Genomic DNA, 20981 nt, shown 5'->3' on the forward strand with positions numbered 1-20981 from the left:
AATACTCTTTCGAAAAAGATCTATGCTAATTTTTAATGATTAAAAATAACTTGAATATTATTCACTAGTTTTTCAAACATTTAATCAAATAATTTGCTATATTTGCACGCAATTCAACTAGAAATTGCAACATGATAGCACACAACTCCAAGATTATCGGCGAAGGTTTAACTTACGATGATGTATTATTAGTTCCTAATTACTCGAATGTGCTTCCTCGCGAAGTGAGTATCCAATCAAAATTTTCAAGAAATATAACGCTAAATGTTCCTATTGTATCCGCAGCTATGGATACCGTTACTGAAAGTGCTATGGCTATTGCTATGGCTCAAGAAGGAGGGATAGGTGTATTACATAAAAACATGACTATCGAGCAGCAAGCAGCTAAAGTTCGTAAAGTGAAACGTGCTGAATCAGGTATGATCATTGATCCAGTAACTTTACCGCTTACTTCTACTGTTGCTGATGCTAAAAATGCGATGAAAGAATACGGTATCGGTGGAATTCCTATTGTAGGGGTAAACCAAATACTTAAAGGAATTGTTACTAATAGAGATTTACGTTTTGAAAAAAACAATGCAAGACCTATCATTGAAGTAATGACAAGCGAAAATTTAATTACTGTTGCCGAAGGGACTTCCCTAGAACAAGCAGAAGTAGTTTTGCAAGGACATAAAATCGAAAAATTACCAGTTGTAAATGACGACTATAAATTAGTAGGTTTAATTACTTTTAGAGATATCACTAAATTAACTCAAAAACCAATTGCGAATAAAGATGTTTACGGGCGTTTGCGTGTAGCAGCTGCTATTGGTGTTACTGGTGATGCAGTAGAAAGAGCGGAAGCTTTAGTAAACGCAGGTGTAGATGCTATTATTATTGATACCGCTCACGGTCATACTCAAGGTGTGGTAAACACGTTGAAACAAGTAAAAACTAAATTTCCTCAAATCGATGTGATTGTAGGAAATATTGCGACTCCAGAAGCGGCTAAATTTTTAGTAGAAAATGGAGCAGATGGAGTAAAAGTAGGAATTGGGCCAGGTTCAATTTGTACTACTCGTATTGTAGCAGGTGTTGGTTTTCCTCAGTTTTCTGCAGTGTTAGAAGTAGCTGCTGCATTAAAAGGAACAGGTGTGCCCGTTATTGCTGATGGAGGGATTCGTTACACAGGAGATATTCCTAAAGCTATCGCTGCAGGTGCTGATTGTGTGATGTTAGGATCACTTCTTGCAGGAACGAAAGAGTCTCCTGGAGAAACTATCATTTTTGAAGGTAGAAAATTCAAATCATATAGAGGAATGGGTTCTGTTGAAGCAATGGAAACCGGTTCTAAAGACCGTTATTTCCAAGATGTAGAAGATGATGTAAAGAAACTAGTTCCAGAAGGAATTGTGGGACGTGTGCCTTACAAAGGGGAACTAAACGAAAGTATGTTACAATTCATTGGAGGTCTTCGTGCCGGAATGGGATACTGTGGTTCAAAAGACATTCCTACCCTGCAAGAAACAGGACGTTTTGTTCGTATTACTGCAAGTGGAATCAATGAAAGTCATCCGCATAATGTAACGATTACAAAAGAAGCTCCAAATTATTCAAGATAATTGGATCAAATAGAAATAATTAAAAAGGCAAAAGTGTTTTCACTTTTGCCTTTTTTTATGCTTACTCTTTAAATAAAGTATTCATCAGTTTGTTGTTTCCTACAATCCATAGAATATCATCTTTTTGTAAAACTATATTGGATTCTGGGTTTAGTATTCGTTGTCCGTTACGTTCAATTCCTACTAGCAAACCATTCGTTCGCTCTCTTAATTTTGATTGACCTACGCTTCGCCCAATAAATTCCTCATTGTTCAGTTCTATTTGTTTTAAAACAAGATTGTTGTCCTGTTTTGCAGGTTCTTTAATCTCATTTCCTTTTAGATAGCTTGAAAATTGTTCGACTTGTTCATCGGTACCAATCACGCAAATTTCATCTCCTGGAAACAAACGTTCTAATTTATTTGGAATTTGAATCGTTAATTCCCCACGCTTTATAAAAGCAATATTAATTCCTAAATCTTCTCTAATATGAAGTTCACGAAGGGTTTTTCCGGCTAAGTTAGATTCTGGAGCAATTTCAAATGTAGACATATGTCCGTCCCAAGGCGTTAAATTGGCATGGCGACGATCTACTTTTTTAGTTTCTCTGTTGTTGAGGTTTTTTAGAAAATGATTTTCAATTTTATGATATTGGGCATGCAGCTGTTTTGGGAAAAAGAAATAGATAGTTATAGAAACAACTAAGGCGAAAAAAGCAATCACAGGGGAGAAAAAGATATTCAATAGAAACCCGATATAAAACAACGCCAATCCCATTCTAAAAAAGATCATCATCAAAATCGGCCCTCTGTATTTGCGTTCTTTATACAATGCATCTACTTGTTCTACTGCCACACGGCGAAGCGATAAAGCCCATAAGAAAGGAGAAATAATAATAATAGTGATTAAGGCTGCTATAGCATTACCAAATTTCGAGTCTTCAACCAATGGCAATACGTAATTAGCCGACAACAGAATAATTGAGGTAATAATTATAGTGTTTAAGACAATCTGCATTAAATAAGCACGTATGGCTATTTGCCACGTACTTACGGAACGAATCGCTTGTGCATTTGTACTGTAACGAGCGATATTTTTCACCCATTTTCTAGGTAATTTTCGCTCTAATATTTCCGAAAATGGAACCGCCATTTTCACCATAAACGGTGTCGTAAAAGTAGTAATCGCTGAAACGGCTACTACAATAGGGTATAAAAAGGAACTGGTCACATTCATCGACATTCCTAAGGTGGCAATAATAAAGGAGAATTCACCTATTTGAGACAAACTCATCCCTGTTTGCACTGCTTGTTTCAACGGTTGACCAGATATCAAAGCACCAATAGTAGAACTAATCGATTGTCCAAAGATGGTAACAAAAGTAAGAATCACTACGGGTATTGCATGTTCATACAAGGTAACGGGATCAATTAACATCCCAACAGACACAAAAAAAATGGCGCCAAATAAATCCTTTACTGGTTTTACTAAATGTTCAATATGTTCCGCTTGCGTCGTTTCGGCAATGATGGATCCCATGATGAATGCTCCTAAGGCTGGAGAAAAACCAACATCTGATGCCAGAATAACCATCATTAAACAAAGGGCAAGGGAGATGATTAATAACATTTCATCCGTTAGTAAATGCTTTGCTTTTTTTAATAAAGAAGGAATAAAAAAGATACCCCCCATAAACCAAGCGGTCAAGAAAAAAACGAGTTTTAAAATGGACATTAACAATTCAGTTCCAGAGAATTTCTGGCTTACCGCAACTGTAGACAGTAAAACCATCATCAAAATGGCAACAATATCTTGAACAATCAAGGATCCAATTACGATTCCGGCAAACTTTTTAGCCTTAACGCCTAGTTCGTCGAAGGTTTTAAGAATAATGGTTGTAGATGAAATCGAGAGAATAACACCCAGGAAAATTGAATCCATTTGACCCCATCCCATCCATTTTCCAGCCAAAAAACCAATCAGCACCATAGTCACAATTTGGGTGACGGCAGTGATGGAGGCGGTACCTCCAACCTTCATTAATTTCTTAAAACTAAACTCCAGTCCAAGGCTAAAAAGTAGAATGATAACGCCAATCTCTGCCCAAACTTCGACACTCTTCACATCTTTCACCGATGGAAAAAAGTCAAAATGAGTTCCCGCCAGAAATCCTGCAATTAAATATCCTAAAACTAATGGTTGTTTGAGTTTCTTAAATATCAAAACGGCAATACCAGCAGTCATCAGGATCAATCCCAAGTCGCTAATAAGTGGTTCTAAATGTGTTGTCGTTTCTGCTATTGTTGCTGCGGCACTCATAATTTATGGTTGTAGCTAATCCAGCTTTCCATTTCAAGATTTTGGTCAAAAAACTTTTTTATTAGGCAGTTGGCAGGAGTTTCCTTTGGTCACTCTGCCCATTGCCATAAAAATAGTTTTTATCCCGCAAGGCTTTCCATTACAATCTGGGCTAGTATGATTTTTATATTTGTTAATTCGTTTTTAAAAAAGCCACCTCTATAGATGGACTAAAAAAAAGCTATCGTTAAAGATAGCTTTTTTTAAAGTGTATATTTTTAAAATTTAAGCGCAACAAGCACTTTTATCATATTCAAAAAAATAGAAACTAAGAATTTACAATTTTTCTGTTTCCGTTCTAGATTCCTAAGAAATTACTAGGCGTGATTTGCATTAATTCTGCTTTTATTTCTTCCGAAACATCAAGTGTTGCTATAAACCCATGAATTGCTTTCTTGTCAATCGCTTCATTTGTTCTTGTCAATCCTTTCAATGCTTCATACGGATTTGGGTAGGCCTCACGACGCAAAATCGTTTGAATTGCCTCCGCAACTACAGCCCAGTTTTTCTCTAAATCTTCGTGGAATTTAGATTCGTTCAATAGTAATTTATTCAATCCTTTCAATGTGGCTTCAAAGGCAATGATAGTATGTCCTATTGGCACACCTACATTTCTTAAAACGGTACTGTCTGTTAAATCACGTTGCAATCTTGACAATGGTAATTTTGCCGAAAGGTGTTCAAAGATGGCATTCGCTATTCCTAAATTTCCTTCTGAGTTTTCAAAATCAATTGGGTTTACTTTATGTGGCATTGCCGATGATCCAATTTCTCCAGCTTTGATTTTTTGCTTGAAATATTCCATAGAAACATAAGTCCAAATATCTCTATCCAAATCGATAATGATGGTGTTGATTCTTTTCAATGCATCAAAAAAGGCTGCAAAATGATCGTAATGTTCAATTTGTGTTGTTGGAAAAGAGTGGTGTAATCCTAAAATATCCTCCACAAATTTCCCTCCAAATTGTTTCCAGTCAATTTGTGGATACGCCACATGATGTGCATTGTAATTCCCAGTTGCACCACCAAATTTAGCTGCAAAAGGAATGTTGAATAACAAACGCATTTGCTCTTCTAGTCGCTCTACAAAAACACCAATTTCTTTACCTAAACGAGTAGGTGAAGCTGGTTGTCCGTGTGTACGTGCTAGCATAGGAATGTCCTTCCATTCTACACTTAAATCTTTCAGCTTTGAAGTTAAAGTAATTAAAGAAGGCATGTACACTTTTTCAAACGCTTCTTTTGTAGAAAGTGGAATAGCAGTATTATTGATATCTTGAGAAGTCAACCCAAAGTGGATGAACTCTTTATATTGAGATAAACCTAATTTTTCAAAAGCATCTTTGATAAAGTACTCTACCGCTTTAACATCGTGGTTGGTTACTTTTTCCGTTTCTTTGATCCAAAGTGCATCTTCAGTAGAAAAGTTTTTATAGATGTTACGTAAGCTTTCAAATAAATCGGGATTTACTCCTTTAAGTTGTGGCAAAGGAATTTCGCACAAAGCAATGAAATACTCGATTTCAACTAATACGCGGTATTTGATTAATGCTTCTTCTGAGAAAAAAGGAGCTAAAGAAAGAGTCTTGTTTCTATATCTTCCGTCGATTGGAGAAATAGCATTCAATTCGTTTAAAGTAGTCATTGTTTTGTTGTTTGTTCGAAAGGCACAAATATAAACTTTTCGTGACAAAATAGAAAACGAATGGTTTTTAAATAAGGTCGATTAGCTTCTTTTTTAATATTTTCATTCCTTCAGAAGCCACTTCTGGAATCACTTCCAGTGGATTTCTCAAATTCGGGATTTTAATGGGTTTTGGATCGATGTAAAAAAGAGGCGTTTCTGGATGTGTAAAATCGATTAATCCTGCGGCGGGATAAACTTGTAATGAGGTACCAATAACAGCAAAATAATCGGCGATTTCAGTAATACGTATCGCCTCTTCCAGTGCGGGAACATCTTCCCCAAACCAAACAATATGAGGTCGCAATTGATTTTGATTGCTATCTAAATCACCAAAATTCAAATCTTCGGTCCAATCTAGGATGTAATTTACGTTTTTTGTACTTCGTACTTTTAATAACTCGCCATGTAAATGCAAAACATTGGTGCTTCCAGCGCGTTCATGTAAATCATCTACGTTTTGTGTAATAATATATACCTCAAATTCATTTTCTAATTCAGCCAGAATTTGATGGCCTAAATTGGGTTTGACTTCTTTGAGTTGTTTTCGTCTTTGGTTATAGAAATCCATTACTAAGGCAGGATTTTTATGCCAGCCTTCAGGAGTCGCCACATCCATCACGTTATGTCCTTCCCAGAGGCCGTCACTGTCACGGAAAGTTTTGATGCCACTTTCGGCACTAATTCCTGCTCCTGTTAAAACCACTAATTTCTTTTTCATAGATTTTTTCCTTCTTCGGATGAATTACTTGTACAAAAATAAATTATTGTGGCTCTGTTTAACCACTGATGTACTGATTTTTTTACCAACTGTAAATAATTGGGACATGGATTGTACGGATTTTGACGGATTTTTTTAATCTGCGAATCTGTGGTTATTATTCTTCTACTAATGAAATTTTTTAATTTGAGGTTAGTTTTCTCGACACAGTTTTTAAAGAATTAGTTAAATATAAATCTGTGAATTCGTGGCTATTTTTTCTTTTTACTATTTTTGCAAAAAAAACTTCTTCATGATTGATATCGATTACCTTAATTTCCTAGAAAATATCCTGACTGATAACCGCAAAGAGAAATTCCTGAAAGTATTAGAAAACAGAACCAATCATTTTACTATAGCTGTTGAAGATATTTTTCAAATGCACAATACCAGTGCAGTAATGCGCAGTTGTGAAGTTTTTGGAATTCAAGAACTCAATGTTATTGAGCAACGGTACGGGAAAAGTATCGATAAGGAAATTGCGATGGGAGCTCAAAAATGGGTGGATATCAATACCTATGATAGTATAACAGATTGTGTGGATACGTTGAAAAATAAAGGCTACCAAATCATCGCGACGACTCCTCATGACAATGATTGCCTAATGGATGATTTTGATATAACAAAACCTAGCGCCTTATTTTTTGGAACCGAAAGAGACGGACTATCCGAAGAAATTTTAAAACGAGCCGATGGTTTTCTTAAAATTCCTATGGTGGGTTTTACCGAGAGTTTGAATATCTCCGTTTCAGCAGCGATTATCATTCAAAACCTAACCAATAGATTAAGAAACTCTAACATTGACTGGCATTTATCTGAGGAAGAGATTTTAATAAAACGTTTGGCTTGGGCCAAAAATTCTATTAAAGATATTAAAAGAATTGAAGCTAGGTATTTTGAGGAAAACCCAATCTAGTATAACAAACACTTAAAAGAGCTTTTAACCGTTAACTGATTCATTGCGAGGAACGAAGCAATCGCATCCCGTTTTTCGACAAAGTAGGTAATGAGCTAAAGTAAGCAAATAACGTTTCTTATCATAAACCGCGTTGCAAACGCTACGATTTATTTTCTAATTTAAGTAGGTACTCGTTGAAAACAAGGACCTGATTGTATGGGCAAACGAGGGCTAGTTGGGAATTCCACTAAATTCCTGCTAGCTCAAAGTGACTTTTAGCAACTGGCTTTTTATTTAATCTCATTCCAATATTTTTCCATTAAAGGAATTCTATCGGTTACTTTTTTGGCAAGTTTGTCAAATTTGTTTCCAAAGCTAACAAATGATTTTTTGTCATATCTAAACCAATCTGCTTTTCCATTATTTTCATTCTCTGAATTTGGATATATTCTTTTTCGTTCATTCAAGTCGTGTGCATTTAACTGTTTTAGTTCTATAATTTCATTCCAATGAGTTGTATATTCATTGCCAATATGATTTGCTAGCTCTAATATAAAACCTCCACCATCTCTGTCAAATTGAAAAGTTAATAAATTCGTTTTGTCATTTTCGGTTCTTCTAAAATGAGGAAAACTTCCCTTGAATTTCAACTTTCTTAATTCGGGAATAAAAACACTATTTAATGAATGAATAATATTGTCTCTTTCTATACTCATTTTTCTTTTAAGCTTGTTGTTGATTTATATATATCATCAAATATATACAACTTATTTATTTATTCTAAAATTATGTATAAGTTGTTTGCCTAGCCCCGATAGCAGTGGAAATCCTCTGGTGTTGTGCTAACAAACACCAGAGATTGCAACGAATAGCGGGAATAGCTCCTAAAAAAAATCCCCAACTACTTTCGTAATTGAGGAATTTAATTTTATAAAGAAATGGAGTTGTTATCCGTTTACAATAACCCATTGCCCTGAGGCGATTAGGCTTTCGGCTTTTTTGTATTTCATTTCTTGTGTTTGTCCGTTGGCCACGTTTTGAATGGTTACGTTGTCATTGCGATTGATTTTTGGCATATCTCTCACGATAGTCTCTGTAACTTGACGTTGCTGAGTTTCTCCCGCTTCACGATTTGCTGATTCGCTATTTGGCACTTCATCTTTGCTTAATTTGTAATCTTCTTTTTGGCGTACTTCTACTGCTTCTTGAATTTTTTGATTTTGTTGTGCAGGTAAATCACCTTTGAACAAGAACGAAATTACTTCTTTATTGATCCCATTTAACATCCCGTTAAATAAGTTGAAGGCTTCAAATTTATAGATAAGCAATGGATCTTTTTGTTCGTGAACGGCTAGTTGAACCGATTGTTTCAATTCGTCCATTTTACGTAAGTGTTTTTTCCAAGCTTCATCCACAATTGATAAGGTGATGTTTTTCTCGAAATCAGCGACTAATTGCTTTCCTTCTGTTTCATATGCTTTTTTCAAATCAGTTACTACGTTTAGTGATTTCACACCATCCGTAAATGGAACTACGATACGCTCAAACTGATTGTTTTTGTCTTCGTATACTTCCTTGATGATAGGGAAGGCTTCTCTTGCGCTACGGTCTGTTTTTTCGTTGTAATATTTTAAAGCTTCTTTGTATACTTTTCCTGTTAACTCAATATCAGTTAATTTTACGAAATCACTTTCGCTAACTGGAGAAGTTATAGAGAAATAACGAATTAAATCAAACTCGAAATTTTTGAAATCATTAGATGGTTTTGTATCCTGAATGATCAACTCACAAGTGTCATACAACATGTTAGCAATATCCAGTTTTAGACGTTCTCCAAACAAGGCATGACGACGACGCTTGTACACTACTTCACGTTGTGCATTCATTACATCATCATACTCCAATAAACGCTTACGAACACCAAAGTTGTTTTCTTCTACTTTTTTCTGTGCACGCTCGATTGATTTAGTCATCATCGAATGTTGGATTACTTCTCCTTCTTCTAATCCCATTCTGTCCATTACTTTAGCTACTCTTTCAGAACCAAATAAACGCATTAAGTTATCTTCAAGAGAAACATAAAATTGAGAACTTCCCACATCTCCTTGACGACCAGCACGACCTCTTAACTGACGGTCAACACGACGTGAGTCATGACGTTCCGTACCGATGATTGCTAATCCACCAGCAGCTTTCACTTCGGCAGATAATTTAATATCCGTTCCACGACCCGCCATATTGGTTGCAATAGTTACGATACCAGGTTTTCCAGCTTCTTCAACGATTTGTGCTTCTTGCTTGTGCATTTTGGCATTCAATACATTGTGCGCAACACCTCTCATTTTTAGCATTCTACTCAATAATTCAGAAATATCAACTGATGTTGTACCAATAAGAACTGGTCTTCCTGCTTGTGATAATGCCGTTACATCTTCGATTACCGCATTGAATTTTTCACGAGTTGTTTTGTAGATAAAATCTTCTTTGTCATGTCTAGCCATTGGTCTGTTAGTAGGAATTTCTACTACATCCAATTTATATATTTCCCATAATTCTCCTGCTTCTGTAACCGCTGTTCCAGTCATACCCGCTAATTTGCTGTACATTCTGAAATAGTTTTGTAGTGTTACCGTTGCAAAAGTTTGAGTAGCCGCTTCGATTTTCACATTCTCTTTGGCTTCAATCGCTTGGTGTAGTCCGTCAGAGTAACGACGACCATCCATAATACGACCTGTTTGCTCATCTACAATCATGATTTTGTTGTCCATGATTACGTATTCTACATCTTTTTCAAATAAAGAGTACGCTTTTAATAGTTGAGTCAACGTATGAATACGCTCGCTTTTAATAGCAAAATCTTGAAATAATTTTTCTTTTTCTTCTGCTTCAGCGTCTTTGTCTAATTTTTTCTTCTCGATAATTGCAATCTCAGTTCCAATATCTGGAAGAACGAAAAAGTCAGTATCAGTATCTCCTGATAGGTATTTGATACCATTATCAGTCAATTCAACTTGGTTATTTTTTTCTTCAATTACAAAGTACAATGCTTCATCAATCTTGTGCATTTCACGGTTGTTGTCCTGCATGTATTGATTCTCCGTTTTTTGAAGTAGTTGTCTGATTCCTTCTTCACTTAAAAACTTAATCAAAGCTTTGTTTTTAGGTAAACTTCTATAGGCTCTTAAAAGTAAAACACCACCTTCTTTAGTATTTCCTTCTTTGATTAATTTTTTGGCTTCTGATAAAAAGTTGTTGGCCAATTGACGTTGTAAACTTACTAAGTTTTCAATTTTTGGCTTCAATTCATTGAACTCATGACGATCTCCTTGTGGTACTGGACCAGAAATAATTAATGGTGTTCTTGCATCATCAATTAATACAGAATCGACCTCATCGACAATAGCATAATTGTGCTTTCTTTGAACCAAATCATTTGGAGAATGGGTCATGTTATCTCTTAGGTAATCAAAACCAAATTCATTATTAGTTCCGTAAGTGATATCAGCATCATATGCTTTTTTTCTAGCTTCTGTACTTGGTTGGTGATTGTCAATACAATCTACAGTCATACCATGGAATTCAAATAAAGGGGCTTTCCAAGTACTATCACGTTTTGCTAAGTAATCATTTACCGTTACTAAATGCACACCGTTACCAGTCAAAGCATTCAAGTAAAGAGGTAAGGTTGCTACTAATGTTTTTCCTTCTCCCGTTTGCATTTCGGCAATTTTACCTTCGTGCAATACCATTCCACCAATCAGCTGAACATCATAATGAATCATATCCCAAGTAATTTCTTTACCTGCTGCATTCCATTTATTTTGCCATACTGCATTTTCTCCAACAATTGAAACGTAAGGCTTAGCTCCAGAGAATTCTCTGTCTTTGGCTGTAGCAGTAACTGTAATTTCTGAATTGTCTTTGAAACGTCTTGCTGTTTCTTTTACTACTGCAAAAGCTTCAGGAAGAATTTCAAGTAATGTTTTCTCCGATAAATCGTAAGCTTCTTTTTCTAAAGCGTCGATAGCTAAATAAAGGTCTTCTTTTTTATCAATGTCTTCAATGCCTTCAACTTCTTGTTTAAGTGTAGCAATTTTACCGTCAATACCTGCACGAGCTTGTTTTAGCTGGTCTTTGAAAAAGTAGGTACGTGCTCTTAATTCATCATGAGATAATGAAATTAAATTGCTTTCGAATGTTTTTATTTTATTTAAATAAGGTTGTAAAGCTTTTACATCTTTATCAGATTTGTCTCCAACAAAGGCTTTAATAATGCTGTTTATGAAACTCATAATTATATCGTATTTCTAATTTTATTTTATCGTGTAAATTTAACCAAAAAAAAAGCCTCTTTTGAGACTTTTTCTTTTGTTTATTCTTTAATATTCATCCTCATTCCAAAGATAATCTTCGTCAGTAGGGTAATCAGGCCAAATTTCTTCCATTGACTCGTATATCTCGCCTTCATCTTCAATAGACTGTAGGTTTTCTACTACTTCTAAAGGAGCACCAGCACGTATAGCGTAATCAATAAGTTCATCCTTGTTAGCAGGCCACGGCGCATCACTAAGATAGGATGCTAATTCTAATGTCCAATACATCTTTTGTCGATTTAGTTTTGTGCAAAAATAATTTTTTTACTGAAAAAGACAAGTAAAAAATCATTTATTTTATAAAAAAGTTAAGAACGTGTTTTTTAGTTTAAAGTTTCAGTCTTAAAGTTTTAAGTTTTTGACCAGAAATTTACTTCCTTGGAATCCATTTAACTTCCTCGGCGTTCAAATCTAGAGACAACTTTCGTGCCAACACAAAAAGGTAGTCAGAAAGTCGGTTGAGGTACTTAATTGCGATATCAGCGACAGGCTCATTATGGCTTAAATGCACTGCCAAGCGTTCTGCGCGACGGCAAACACAGCGGGCTATATGACAATATGACACTGTAGTATGTCCTCCAGGCAGTACAAAATGAGTCATTTGCGGCAGCGCTTCTTCCATGCTGTCAATTTCATTTTCTAATAATTCGATATCACTCTCCACGATTCCTAATTTTTGTAATCGCAGTTCTCCGTTTTTCATTACCTCTTTTTCTTGTGGTGTGGCGAGAATCGCACCCACAGTAAACAAACGATCTTGAATTTCGGCTAATATTTCTTTATAATGAATGTTCATTTCTTGGTCACGAACAAGTCCTATATGAGAGTTTAATTCGTCTACAGTTCCGTAACTTTCAATTCTAATATGATCTTTTGGGACTCTAGTTCCTCCAAAGAGGGCTGTAGTTCCTTTATCACCAGTTTTAGTATATACTTTCATTTTGAGGATATTTGTTTATGCGTGGATTTGTTTCGTTTTTTGTAAAAAACAAAATTACTGTATTAATTCGAGTACTGCATTAACATATCTGGTCAATGCACCTTGAGATAAATTGAAATACAAATCAGGTTCTATACATTCTACTTCCATAAGATGCAATTCGTTTTCAATGATAATTCCGTCTACGCGAGCATACAATAAATTATTAGGAAAAGTATTTACTATTTTTTGCGCTTTTTCGATTAGCTCTTGCGATGGTTCAATCAATTTGTATTTTCCACCAAACTGAACTTGAATTCTAAAATCACCATCTACAGGTTTTTTATTAACTGCATGCGAGAATTTTTTATTGAAAAAGATAAAGGAAGTTTCGCCCAAAGTTTGGATTTCAGGCATGAATTCTTGCAGTAGCAATTCTTTTTCGGAAGCAATGGCTTTGTATTGCGTATTGATTTTTTCAATATCCTTCAGTTCAAAAACTTCAGTTTGATAAGATCCAGCAGAAAAAGCAGGTTTCAATACCATTTTTTTCCAATGTGTAGGAATTATTTTGGAAAGATTTAAATCCTTTGTTTTTTCTAAGAAAACAGTGGGCAGGATTATAATCCCTTTCTTTTCCATTTCACGCAAATAGAACTTGTGCTTGTTGTTTTTTATGATATCAATTGAATTGAGGGTTTTGATTCCCAATTGTTCAATATGGTCTAACCAATTGTTGAATGCGGTTTCTTTCTCGAAATAATCCCAAGTATTACGGAAAATTAAATAATCAAAATCACTCCATTGAATGCTTTTATCATCCCAAATAGCAGCGGTAGCAGTAATGTTGTGTTTGGCTAATTCGGGTAATAATAATTGGTCTTCGGGGGTTAATTCAGGAAGTTTTTCACAAGTCAATATGCCAATTTTCATTTTGTTTTATGGGTTTTATATCATTCGAATGTGGTGCGCGACTGACTTAATAAATACTTTATTTTGTAGTGTCACTTTCTACCATTCCATCTCGCAACCTAATGATGCGATGAGCATATTCAGCAATTTCCTCTTCGTGAGTAACTAAGATGACAGTGTTACCATTAGCATGAATCTCATTAAAAAGCTTCATGATTTCTAATGATGTTTTACTGTCTAAGTTTCCTGTAGGTTCATCAGCAAGTATTATCGAAGGGCTATTTACCAATGCTCTAGCAACCGCTACACGCTGTCTTTGTCCACCAGAAAGTTGGTTGGGATGGTGATCCATTCTATCTGATAATCCAACTTGAGTCAATACTTCTTGTGCTCTAGCTCTTCTATCTGTTTTTGAAAACCCTGCATAAATCATGGGTAAAGCCACATTGTCTAGAGCTGTTGTTCTAGGCAAAAGGTTAAAAGTTTGAAAGACAAAGCCAATCTCTTTATTGCGAATTTCGGCTAATTCATCGTCTTTCATTTTACTAACATCTTTACCGTTAAGAATATAATTTCCAGACGTTGGTGTGTCTAAGCAGCCTAAAAGATTCATTAAGGTCGATTTTCCAGAACCCGAAGGTCCCATAAGTGCAACGTATTCTCCTTTATTAATTTGTAAATCTATGCCTTTTAAAACATTTACAATTTCTTCTCCAAGTACAAAATCTCTTTTGATATTGGTTATTTTTATTAATGGGTTTGCCATTGCTGTCTACTATTGATGAATTATGGTTTCTAGGTTTTAAAAGTACAAAAGACTTTCGAATTAAATATAAGTTGTCCAAAATACATTTTTGTTACAAAATAAGTTAGATATAATATGAGGAAGTTGCAATCAGTAGTTTTTTGTTTTTCGAAAGAAATACTATCATAAAACACTAAGGAAAAAGTGTTATATAATTTTGTGTCATTGTTATGTAATTCACACTTTTTTTAAAATTTATCACAATTTTATTAATTATTTACAACATTCACATATTTGTATTGAATATAATTCAAAGGTAGGTACATTTGTTGAGTAATAATTAATAAATCAGAAATTATGAAAAGTAGAAATTTAGTATTAGGAATGGCGGTTATCGCACTAGGGTTTACATCTTGTAAAGATGAGAAGAAAGAAGCAGCAGAAAAAACAGTTGATACCTATGTTGTTTATGTTGATTCATTAGGTAATGTTGCAAAAGAAGATGCTAAAGCAAACTGGCAAGCTATTGAAGCAACTTATGAATTAAAAAGTAGTCAAGCAGAAACTGCGTTGTCAGATCTTAAAGAAGATATGAAAGCGAAAGAAAAAATAGAAGCTAGTAAAGCTAAATATGAAGCATTGAAAGCAATGATGATGGCTGATATGGAAGCTTCAAAGCCAAATCCTAAACAACAAATGAGAAATGCTTTGTTTGGTGAAGGAAAAGTAGGAACAGATATGAATTTTGATTGGGTAAATGCAGGAAATATTCACAGTGTGTACCAACAATTTGTTCATACAGTTGAAGATAATAAAGATAGCTATTCTCGAGAAGATTGGGATGAAATCAAATTGATGTATGAAGCATTAGACAGTAGAAAAAATACAGTAGAAAAAGAAGGTCTTTCATCTGAAGATAATAGAAAAATTGCTGGTTTAAAATTGAAATTTGCACCAATGTATACTTTAAATAGGATGGGAGCAAAATCAGAAGAAATGGAAAAAGCTAAACAATAATAATTGGTTATTTTTGTTAAAAAAAGACAGTCAGAAATGGCTGTCTTTTTTGTTTCTTAATTTTTTCTCTAGTAAGGTCTCTAGTTTGTTATTTTATAGATTGCCATAATGTCTTTTAATATTTCATCAAAATTGATATTAAGATCTATTAATTTTCCAGTATGAATATCAAATATCCAACCATACACTTTTAGATTTCGTTCTCTGTTTGCTTTTTGCACTTCGGCCGTTTTGATGACGTTGATGCATTGTTCTTGTACATTTAACTCCACTAAACGTTTGTATTTTTCTTCTTCATTAGTGATAGCTTCTAATTCTTTTCTATGTATTCGATAGACATCACGAATATTTCGAAGCCAAGGGTTTAAAATTCCTAAGTCAGACTGTTGCATCGCAGCATGTACTCCTCCGCAACCGTAATGACCACACACAACAATATGATTTACTTTGAGATGCATGACTGCATAATTAATTACTGACATCGAATTGAGATCAGTATTGGGAACCATATTCGCAATGTTGCGATGTACAAAGACATCTCCTGGTTGCAGTCCCATAAGTTCTTCTGCAGAAACTCGACTATCTGAGCAGCCAATGTATAAGAATTCAGGAGCTTGTCCTGCACCAAGTTTGTCAAAATAATTTTCGTCTGTTTGAAGTTGTTTAGCAATCCACTTGCTATTGTTTTCGAAAATTTGTTTTATATCCATAAATTGATTTTTTAGGATTAAAGATATTTATCTATGTTCTAATTGTAAAATGTTCTTTGGGCTGTTCTCTTCTAAAGAATATGAAGCCCCACTGAAAAGTATCTATCGTTACGGTCACTTTTGGATGTGTTTTTATGATTTTCCAAGCTTCATCCATACCAGCTGACCAATGAATATCGTCAAAAATCCAAACGGTTTCATTAGTTACAGTGTGAAGTAGTTGCTCAAAATAAGCTAAGGTGGCTTTTTTCGAATGATTCCCGTCAAAAAAAATCAGTTTAAAGTTTAAAGTTTCTATTTTCAAGTCGTCCAAATAACGTTCAAATGGAGTCACAACAGAAGTTATATTGGTTAATTCAAATTCTTGAAATTGATTTTGAGCAATATTTGCTGTTTCGGGGCAACCCTCTAGCGTGGTTAATTTTGCATTTTTACTTCCCAATGCCATAGCAGCTGTAGCGAGACCTAATGAAGTTCCTATTTCTAGTATTGATTCTGACTGAAAATAATTGGTAATTCTAAATAATAATTCAGCTCGTTTTGAAGTAATTCCTGCTGTTTTGACAATTTGGGCTATTGCCCTAGTATTCGATTTGAAAACTTTGGATCCCGCGCCAAAGTCGGTTACTTCTATGGTATTCGGATTTGCTAAAAGTGATTTTCTATAATTATTCAAAACCGTGTATTCTGGTTTTGGTTTTCGATCATAAAAACATTTGGTGATTAAATTAAATACAAAAGGCGAATGAACTGCATGCTCATTTTTAGAATGCCAAAGGAATTGTAAGTACGATTTTATTTGGAAAAACATATTTTTATAAGCTTCAAAGTAGCAAAGGTACAAAGATTATGAGTGATACTGAGTTGGGTTTTTAAGTTTAAATATACTTATCACTTCAAAAATTAAGTCATTTCAAAAAAAACTATATTTGCGCTCTTAAAATCAATAGCCATACAATTTCAGAAGATGATGAACGAAGAACAAATACATGGAGGAGTAATCACATCGGAAGAAATTAACCGTTGTATTGCGATTCTCGCTCAATTAAATATGGATACTGATCAAATATTTGATATCCCAAAAGAACAAAGAACGGCTTTAATAAAAGCGGCAGGTCAATTCTCGAGACCAGATCGAGACGAGCTTTCTCGTAGAAAAAAAGACGGAAAAGCAGTTGCAAAACGTAAAAAAGAAAAGCAAGATAGAACGGCACGTAAAGAAACTGGAATTAGATATGCGCGTGAAGCAAGTGTTTTTGTTGCGCCAAAATTACTGGCTTTTAATGATTTAGAAAGCAAAGAGCAGTTAGAGTTAGAAACGTCTAGGAATTGCTATGTATGTAAAACGTCGTTTACTAAAATGCATCACTTTTATGATACTATGTGTACTGATTGTGGCGATTTTAATTATGCCAAACGTTTTCAAAGTGCTGATGTAAAAGGACAAGTAGCTGTTATTACCGGTTCTCGATTAAAAATTGGGTATCATATTACATTGATGCTACTACGAGGAGGAGCAACGGTTATTGCAACGACACGTTTTCCAGTTGATTCAGCTTTGCGTTTTGGGAAAGAACCTGATTTTATGGATTGGGGACACCGTTTAAAAATCCATGGATTGGATTTAAGACATATTCCTAGTGTTGAGATTTTTTGCAATTTCATAGAGCAGAAATACGAGCGATTGGATATTTTGATTAATAATGCGGCGCAAACTGTTCGACGTCCTGCTGGGTTTTATACCCACATGATGGAGAATGAAGAGCGTCCAATTCATACTTTGCCTAAACAAGCACAAGAATTATTACTAGATCATATTAATTGTTTGGATGAATTAAAAGTACTGACTTCTGGAGCTTCTTCGACTGAAAATATGCCAGTAACTTGGCATGGTCCAGAACCGGGAATTGGTTTGCGGGCTTCCGCCAAATTATCTCAGATCCCTTATTCATTTGACAACGCACTTGTCGCTAACGAGGTCTTTCCTGAAGGAGAACTCGATGCCGACTTGCAACAAGTAGATTTAAGAAAGACGAATAGTTGGCGTTTGAAGTTGGGCCAAATAGAAACTACCGAAATGATTGAAGTACAATTGGTGAATTCAGTTGCACCGTTTGTATTATGTAATCGTCTTTCGGAAGTAATGAAAAAAGACAATACGGGACAAAAGCATATTATTAATGTCTCAGCTATGGAAGGGAAGTTCCATCGTTTTTTTAAAGAAGCCCGACATCCACATACTAATATGGCTAAAGCTGCTTTGAATATGCTTACGCATACCGCTGCAGGAGAATTGGCGAAAGCCGGAATATTTATGAATGCCGTAGATACGGGTTGGGTGACTGATGAAGATCCTGCCGAATTAGCCAAGAAGAAACAAGAACTCGAAGATTTTCAACCCCCTTTAGATATTGTGGATGGTGCGGCTAGGGTTATGGATCCGTTATTTGATGGTATTAATACTGGAAAACATTGGTGTGGGAAGTTCTTGAAAGACTACAACCCGATTCCTTGGTAAAAGCATGTCCCCCTTCAATAGGGAATTCTAATAATTTATAAAATAGAGCCACAACAGAATATAATTTTGTTGTGGTTTTTTGTTGCTACTTATTACGTGCATAGAATATATTCATAGTTTTTATCTATTGAAAAAATATTTTTGATAATAAATTTTATGTAAATTAGCATAGAAACTTTATAAAACAAAAATCATATATAATTATGGAAAACAACAATAATCCAAACGGTGAAAGTAAATGTCCGTTTTCAGGAAGTGCTACAAAGCAAAGTGCAGGTTCAGGGACAAGAAACAATGATTGGTGGCCAAATCAGTTAAAATTAAGCATCCTACGTCAGCATGCTGATCTGTCTAACCCAATGGGTGAGGCGTTCAACTATGCAGAAGAGTTTAAAAGTCTTGATTTAGCAGCACTTAAGGAAGATATTTTTGAATTAATGACAAACTCTCAAGAATGGTGGCCTGCCGATTATGGTCATTATGGCCCATTTTTTATTCGAATGGCATGGCATAGCGCAGGAACGTATCGTATCGCTGATGGTCGTGGTGGAGCGGGTTTTGGAACACAACGATTTGCACCGCTGAACAGTTGGCCAGATAATGTGAATTTAGATAAAGCACGTTTGTTATTATGGCCAATTAAACAGAAATATGGTAAGAAAATTTCTTGGGCCGATTTGATGGTGCTTACTGGTAACTGTGCTTTAGAATCAATGGGGTTAAAGACTTTTGGTTTTGCCGGTGGACGTGCTGATGTATGGGAACCAGCTGAAGATATTTATTGGGGTTCTGAAGGGAAATGGTTGGATGACAAGCGTTATACAGGAGATCGTGAATTAGAAAATCCATTGGCTGCTGTTCAAATGGGACTTATTTACGTAAACCCAGAAGGACCTAATGGAAATCCTGACCCATTGGCTTCAGCTCGTGATATTAGAGAAACTTTTGCTCGTATGGCAATGAATGATGAAGAAACTGTGGCGCTTATTGCAGGTGGGCATACTTTTGGGAAAACGCACGGAGCTGCTGATCCAAACGAATATGTAGGTCCAGAACCCGCAGCTGCACCTATTGAACAACAGGGACTTGGGTGGAAAAACACTTTTGGTACTGGAAATGGAGAATATACAATAGGAAGCGGTCTAGAGGGTGCTTGGACAACAACACCAACAAAATGGAGTAACAACTATTTTGAAAACTTATTCGGATTTGAATGGGAGTTAGCAAAGAGTCCAGCCGGCGCTCATCAATGGAAGCCAAAAGCGGGAGCAGGTTCAGGTACAGTACCAGATGCTCATAATCCATCAAAAAGTCATGCGCCAACCATGCTTACTGCTGATCTTGCCTTGAGAGCTGATCCTATTTATGAGACTATTTCAAGACATTTCTTTGAAAACCCGGATGAATTTGCGGATGCATTTTCTCGAGCATGGTTTAAATTGACGCACCGTGATATGGGGCCAATAGAACGTTACCTTGGACCAGAAGTACCGCAAGAAGAATTGATCTGGCAAGATCCAGTTCCAGCGGTTAACCATGAGCTAATCGATGCAAATGACATCGTTGCTCTTAAAAGTAAAATATTGGATTCAGGACTTTCGGTATCTCAATTGGTGTCTACTGCTTGGGCTTCGGCATCAACATTTCGTGGTTCTGATAAAAGAGGTGGGGCTAACGGAGCGCGTATTCAACTCGCGCCACAAAAAGATTGGCAAGTAAATAACCCTGCTCAGTTAGAGAAAGTATTAGAAACACTTAAAGGAATTCAAGCAGCGTTTAATAATGCACAAGCAGGAGGAAAAAAAGTTTCACTAGCGGATTTAATTGTTTTGGCTGGTTGTGCAGGTGTTGAAAAGGCAGGAGCAAATTCAGGTCATAATGTTACAGTTCCATTTACTCCAGGAAGAACAGATGCTTCGCAAGAACAAACAGATATTGAATCATTTGCAGTTCTAGAGCCAGAAGCAGATGGATTCCGAAATTATATGAAGGCAAAATACACCACATCAGCTGAAGAAATGTTAGTGGATAAAGCACAACTGTTGACTTTAACAGTACCAGAGATGACCGTATTAGTAGGTGGACTGCGTGTTCTTAATACTAATTTTGATCATTCAAAAAAAGGGGTATTCACTAGTCGTCCAGAGGTGTTAACTAATGATTACTTTTTAAATCTTTTGGATTTAGGTACAACATGGAAAGCAGCTTCTGATTCTCAAGACGTTTTTGAAGGTCGTGATCGCAAGACAGGAGAATTAAAATGGACTGGAACACGTGTCGATTTGATATTTGGATCTAACTCTGAGCTTAGAGCAATTGCTGAGGTTTATGGGTGTGAAGATTCTCACGAGAAGTTCTTAAATGACTTTGTTGCAGTTTGGAATAAAGTGATGAATTTAGGGCGTTATGACTTAGTTTAATCTGTCTAAAAAGACTAAAGAGATTGTGTTATTTTATAAAACCACAGCGGAATCTAGGATTCTGTTGTGGTTTTTTTTCTTTA

General features: G+C 35.5%; 16 protein-coding genes. 5 read left to right on the plus strand and 11 right to left on the minus strand.

Translation table 11 applies throughout. From position 1 onward, the window contains the following. The first annotated feature begins 131 nt into the window (after positions 1–131). The gene (gene guaB, locus AB3G34_RS02900) at positions 132–1604 is read left to right on the plus strand and encodes an IMP dehydrogenase (protein WP_367751871.1); all 1473 of its coding nucleotides are present in this window, start codon (positions 132–134) and stop codon (positions 1602–1604) included. Positions 1605–1665: 61 nt separating this feature from the next. Here the strand turns inward: guaB and AB3G34_RS02905 are convergent, their stop codons facing one another. The 3 genes from AB3G34_RS02905 to AB3G34_RS02915 all read right to left on the minus strand — a co-directional run bounded on the left by AB3G34_RS02905 (position 1666) and on the right by AB3G34_RS02915 (position 6347). After that, positions 1666–3903: a cation:proton antiporter gene (locus tag AB3G34_RS02905; RefSeq protein WP_369753394.1), complete on the minus strand. Its 2238-nt coding sequence runs from the start codon at positions 3901–3903 to the stop codon at positions 1666–1668. Between the two features lie 337 nt (positions 3904–4240). Further along, positions 4241–5587: an adenylosuccinate lyase gene (purB, locus tag AB3G34_RS02910; protein WP_367751875.1), complete on the minus strand. Its 1347-nt coding sequence runs from the start codon at positions 5585–5587 to the stop codon at positions 4241–4243. Between the two features lie 67 nt (positions 5588–5654). Then, a complete protein-coding gene (locus tag AB3G34_RS02915; protein WP_369753395.1) occupies positions 5655–6347 on the minus strand; it encodes an NAD-dependent deacylase in 693 nt (230 codons plus the stop codon). Positions 6348–6639: 292 nt separating this feature from the next. Here AB3G34_RS02915 and AB3G34_RS02920 point away from each other — a divergent pair, with 292 nt between their 5' ends. Beyond that, entirely contained in the window at positions 6640–7302 is a 663-nt protein-coding gene (locus AB3G34_RS02920; protein WP_369753396.1) for a TrmH family RNA methyltransferase, read from the plus strand. Between the two features lie 272 nt (positions 7303–7574). On the opposite strand, the gene AB3G34_RS02925 is transcribed toward AB3G34_RS02920, so the two are convergent. The 6 genes from AB3G34_RS02925 to AB3G34_RS02950 form a co-directional block, all read right to left on the minus strand. Next, the gene (locus AB3G34_RS02925) at positions 7575–8000 is read right to left on the minus strand and encodes a DUF4304 domain-containing protein (RefSeq protein ID WP_369753397.1); all 426 of its coding nucleotides are present in this window, start codon (positions 7998–8000) and stop codon (positions 7575–7577) included. Positions 8001–8231: 231 nt separating this feature from the next. Next, positions 8232–11576, minus strand: coding sequence for a preprotein translocase subunit SecA (gene secA, locus AB3G34_RS02930; protein ID WP_369753398.1), 3345 nt, complete (start codon positions 11574–11576; stop codon positions 8232–8234). 87 nt (positions 11577–11663) lie between these two features. Next, entirely contained in the window at positions 11664–11885 is a 222-nt protein-coding gene (locus AB3G34_RS02935) for a DUF2795 domain-containing protein (protein ID WP_007138072.1), read from the minus strand. A 142-nt stretch (positions 11886–12027) separates the two neighbouring features. After that, positions 12028–12597, minus strand: coding sequence for a cob(I)yrinic acid a,c-diamide adenosyltransferase (locus AB3G34_RS02940; protein WP_367768346.1), 570 nt, complete (start codon positions 12595–12597; stop codon positions 12028–12030). A gap of 54 nt (positions 12598–12651) precedes the next feature. Then, positions 12652–13509 carry a RimK family alpha-L-glutamate ligase gene (locus tag AB3G34_RS02945; RefSeq protein ID WP_367751891.1) on the minus strand — a complete coding sequence of 286 codons (858 nt, stop codon included), beginning with the start codon at positions 13507–13509 and terminating at the stop codon, positions 12652–12654. 58 nt (positions 13510–13567) lie between these two features. Then, on the minus strand, positions 13568–14254 hold the full coding sequence (locus tag AB3G34_RS02950; protein WP_367751893.1) for an ABC transporter ATP-binding protein: 687 nt from the start codon (positions 14252–14254) through the stop codon (positions 13568–13570). 336 nt (positions 14255–14590) lie between these two features. Here AB3G34_RS02950 and AB3G34_RS02955 point away from each other — a divergent pair, with 336 nt between their 5' ends. After that, positions 14591–15250 (plus strand): DUF6565 domain-containing protein, encoded by a 660-nt coding sequence (locus tag AB3G34_RS02955; RefSeq protein ID WP_367751895.1) that lies wholly within the window; start codon positions 14591–14593, stop codon positions 15248–15250. 80 nt (positions 15251–15330) lie between these two features. Here AB3G34_RS02955 and AB3G34_RS02960 read toward each other — a convergent pair whose 3' ends face one another. Both AB3G34_RS02960 and AB3G34_RS02965 read right to left on the minus strand, forming a co-directional pair. Next, a complete protein-coding gene (locus AB3G34_RS02960; protein ID WP_369753399.1) occupies positions 15331–15960 on the minus strand; it encodes a carbonic anhydrase in 630 nt (209 codons plus the stop codon). Between the two features lie 31 nt (positions 15961–15991). Beyond that, entirely contained in the window at positions 15992–16771 is a 780-nt protein-coding gene (locus tag AB3G34_RS02965; RefSeq protein ID WP_369753400.1) for an O-methyltransferase, read from the minus strand. Between the two features lie 159 nt (positions 16772–16930). On the opposite strand from AB3G34_RS02965, the gene AB3G34_RS02970 reads away from it, so the two are divergent. Next, positions 16931–18478 carry an SDR family oxidoreductase gene (locus tag AB3G34_RS02970; protein WP_367774131.1) on the plus strand — a complete coding sequence of 516 codons (1548 nt, stop codon included), beginning with the start codon at positions 16931–16933 and terminating at the stop codon, positions 18476–18478. A gap of 203 nt (positions 18479–18681) precedes the next feature. After that, positions 18682–20898 carry a catalase/peroxidase HPI gene (gene katG, locus AB3G34_RS02975; RefSeq protein ID WP_367768355.1) on the plus strand — a complete coding sequence of 739 codons (2217 nt, stop codon included), beginning with the start codon at positions 18682–18684 and terminating at the stop codon, positions 20896–20898. Positions 20899–20981 lie beyond the last annotated feature (83 nt).

The organism is Flavobacterium sp. WC2409 (genome assembly GCF_041200085.1).
Lineage (GTDB): Bacteria > Bacteroidota > Bacteroidia > Flavobacteriales > Flavobacteriaceae > Flavobacterium.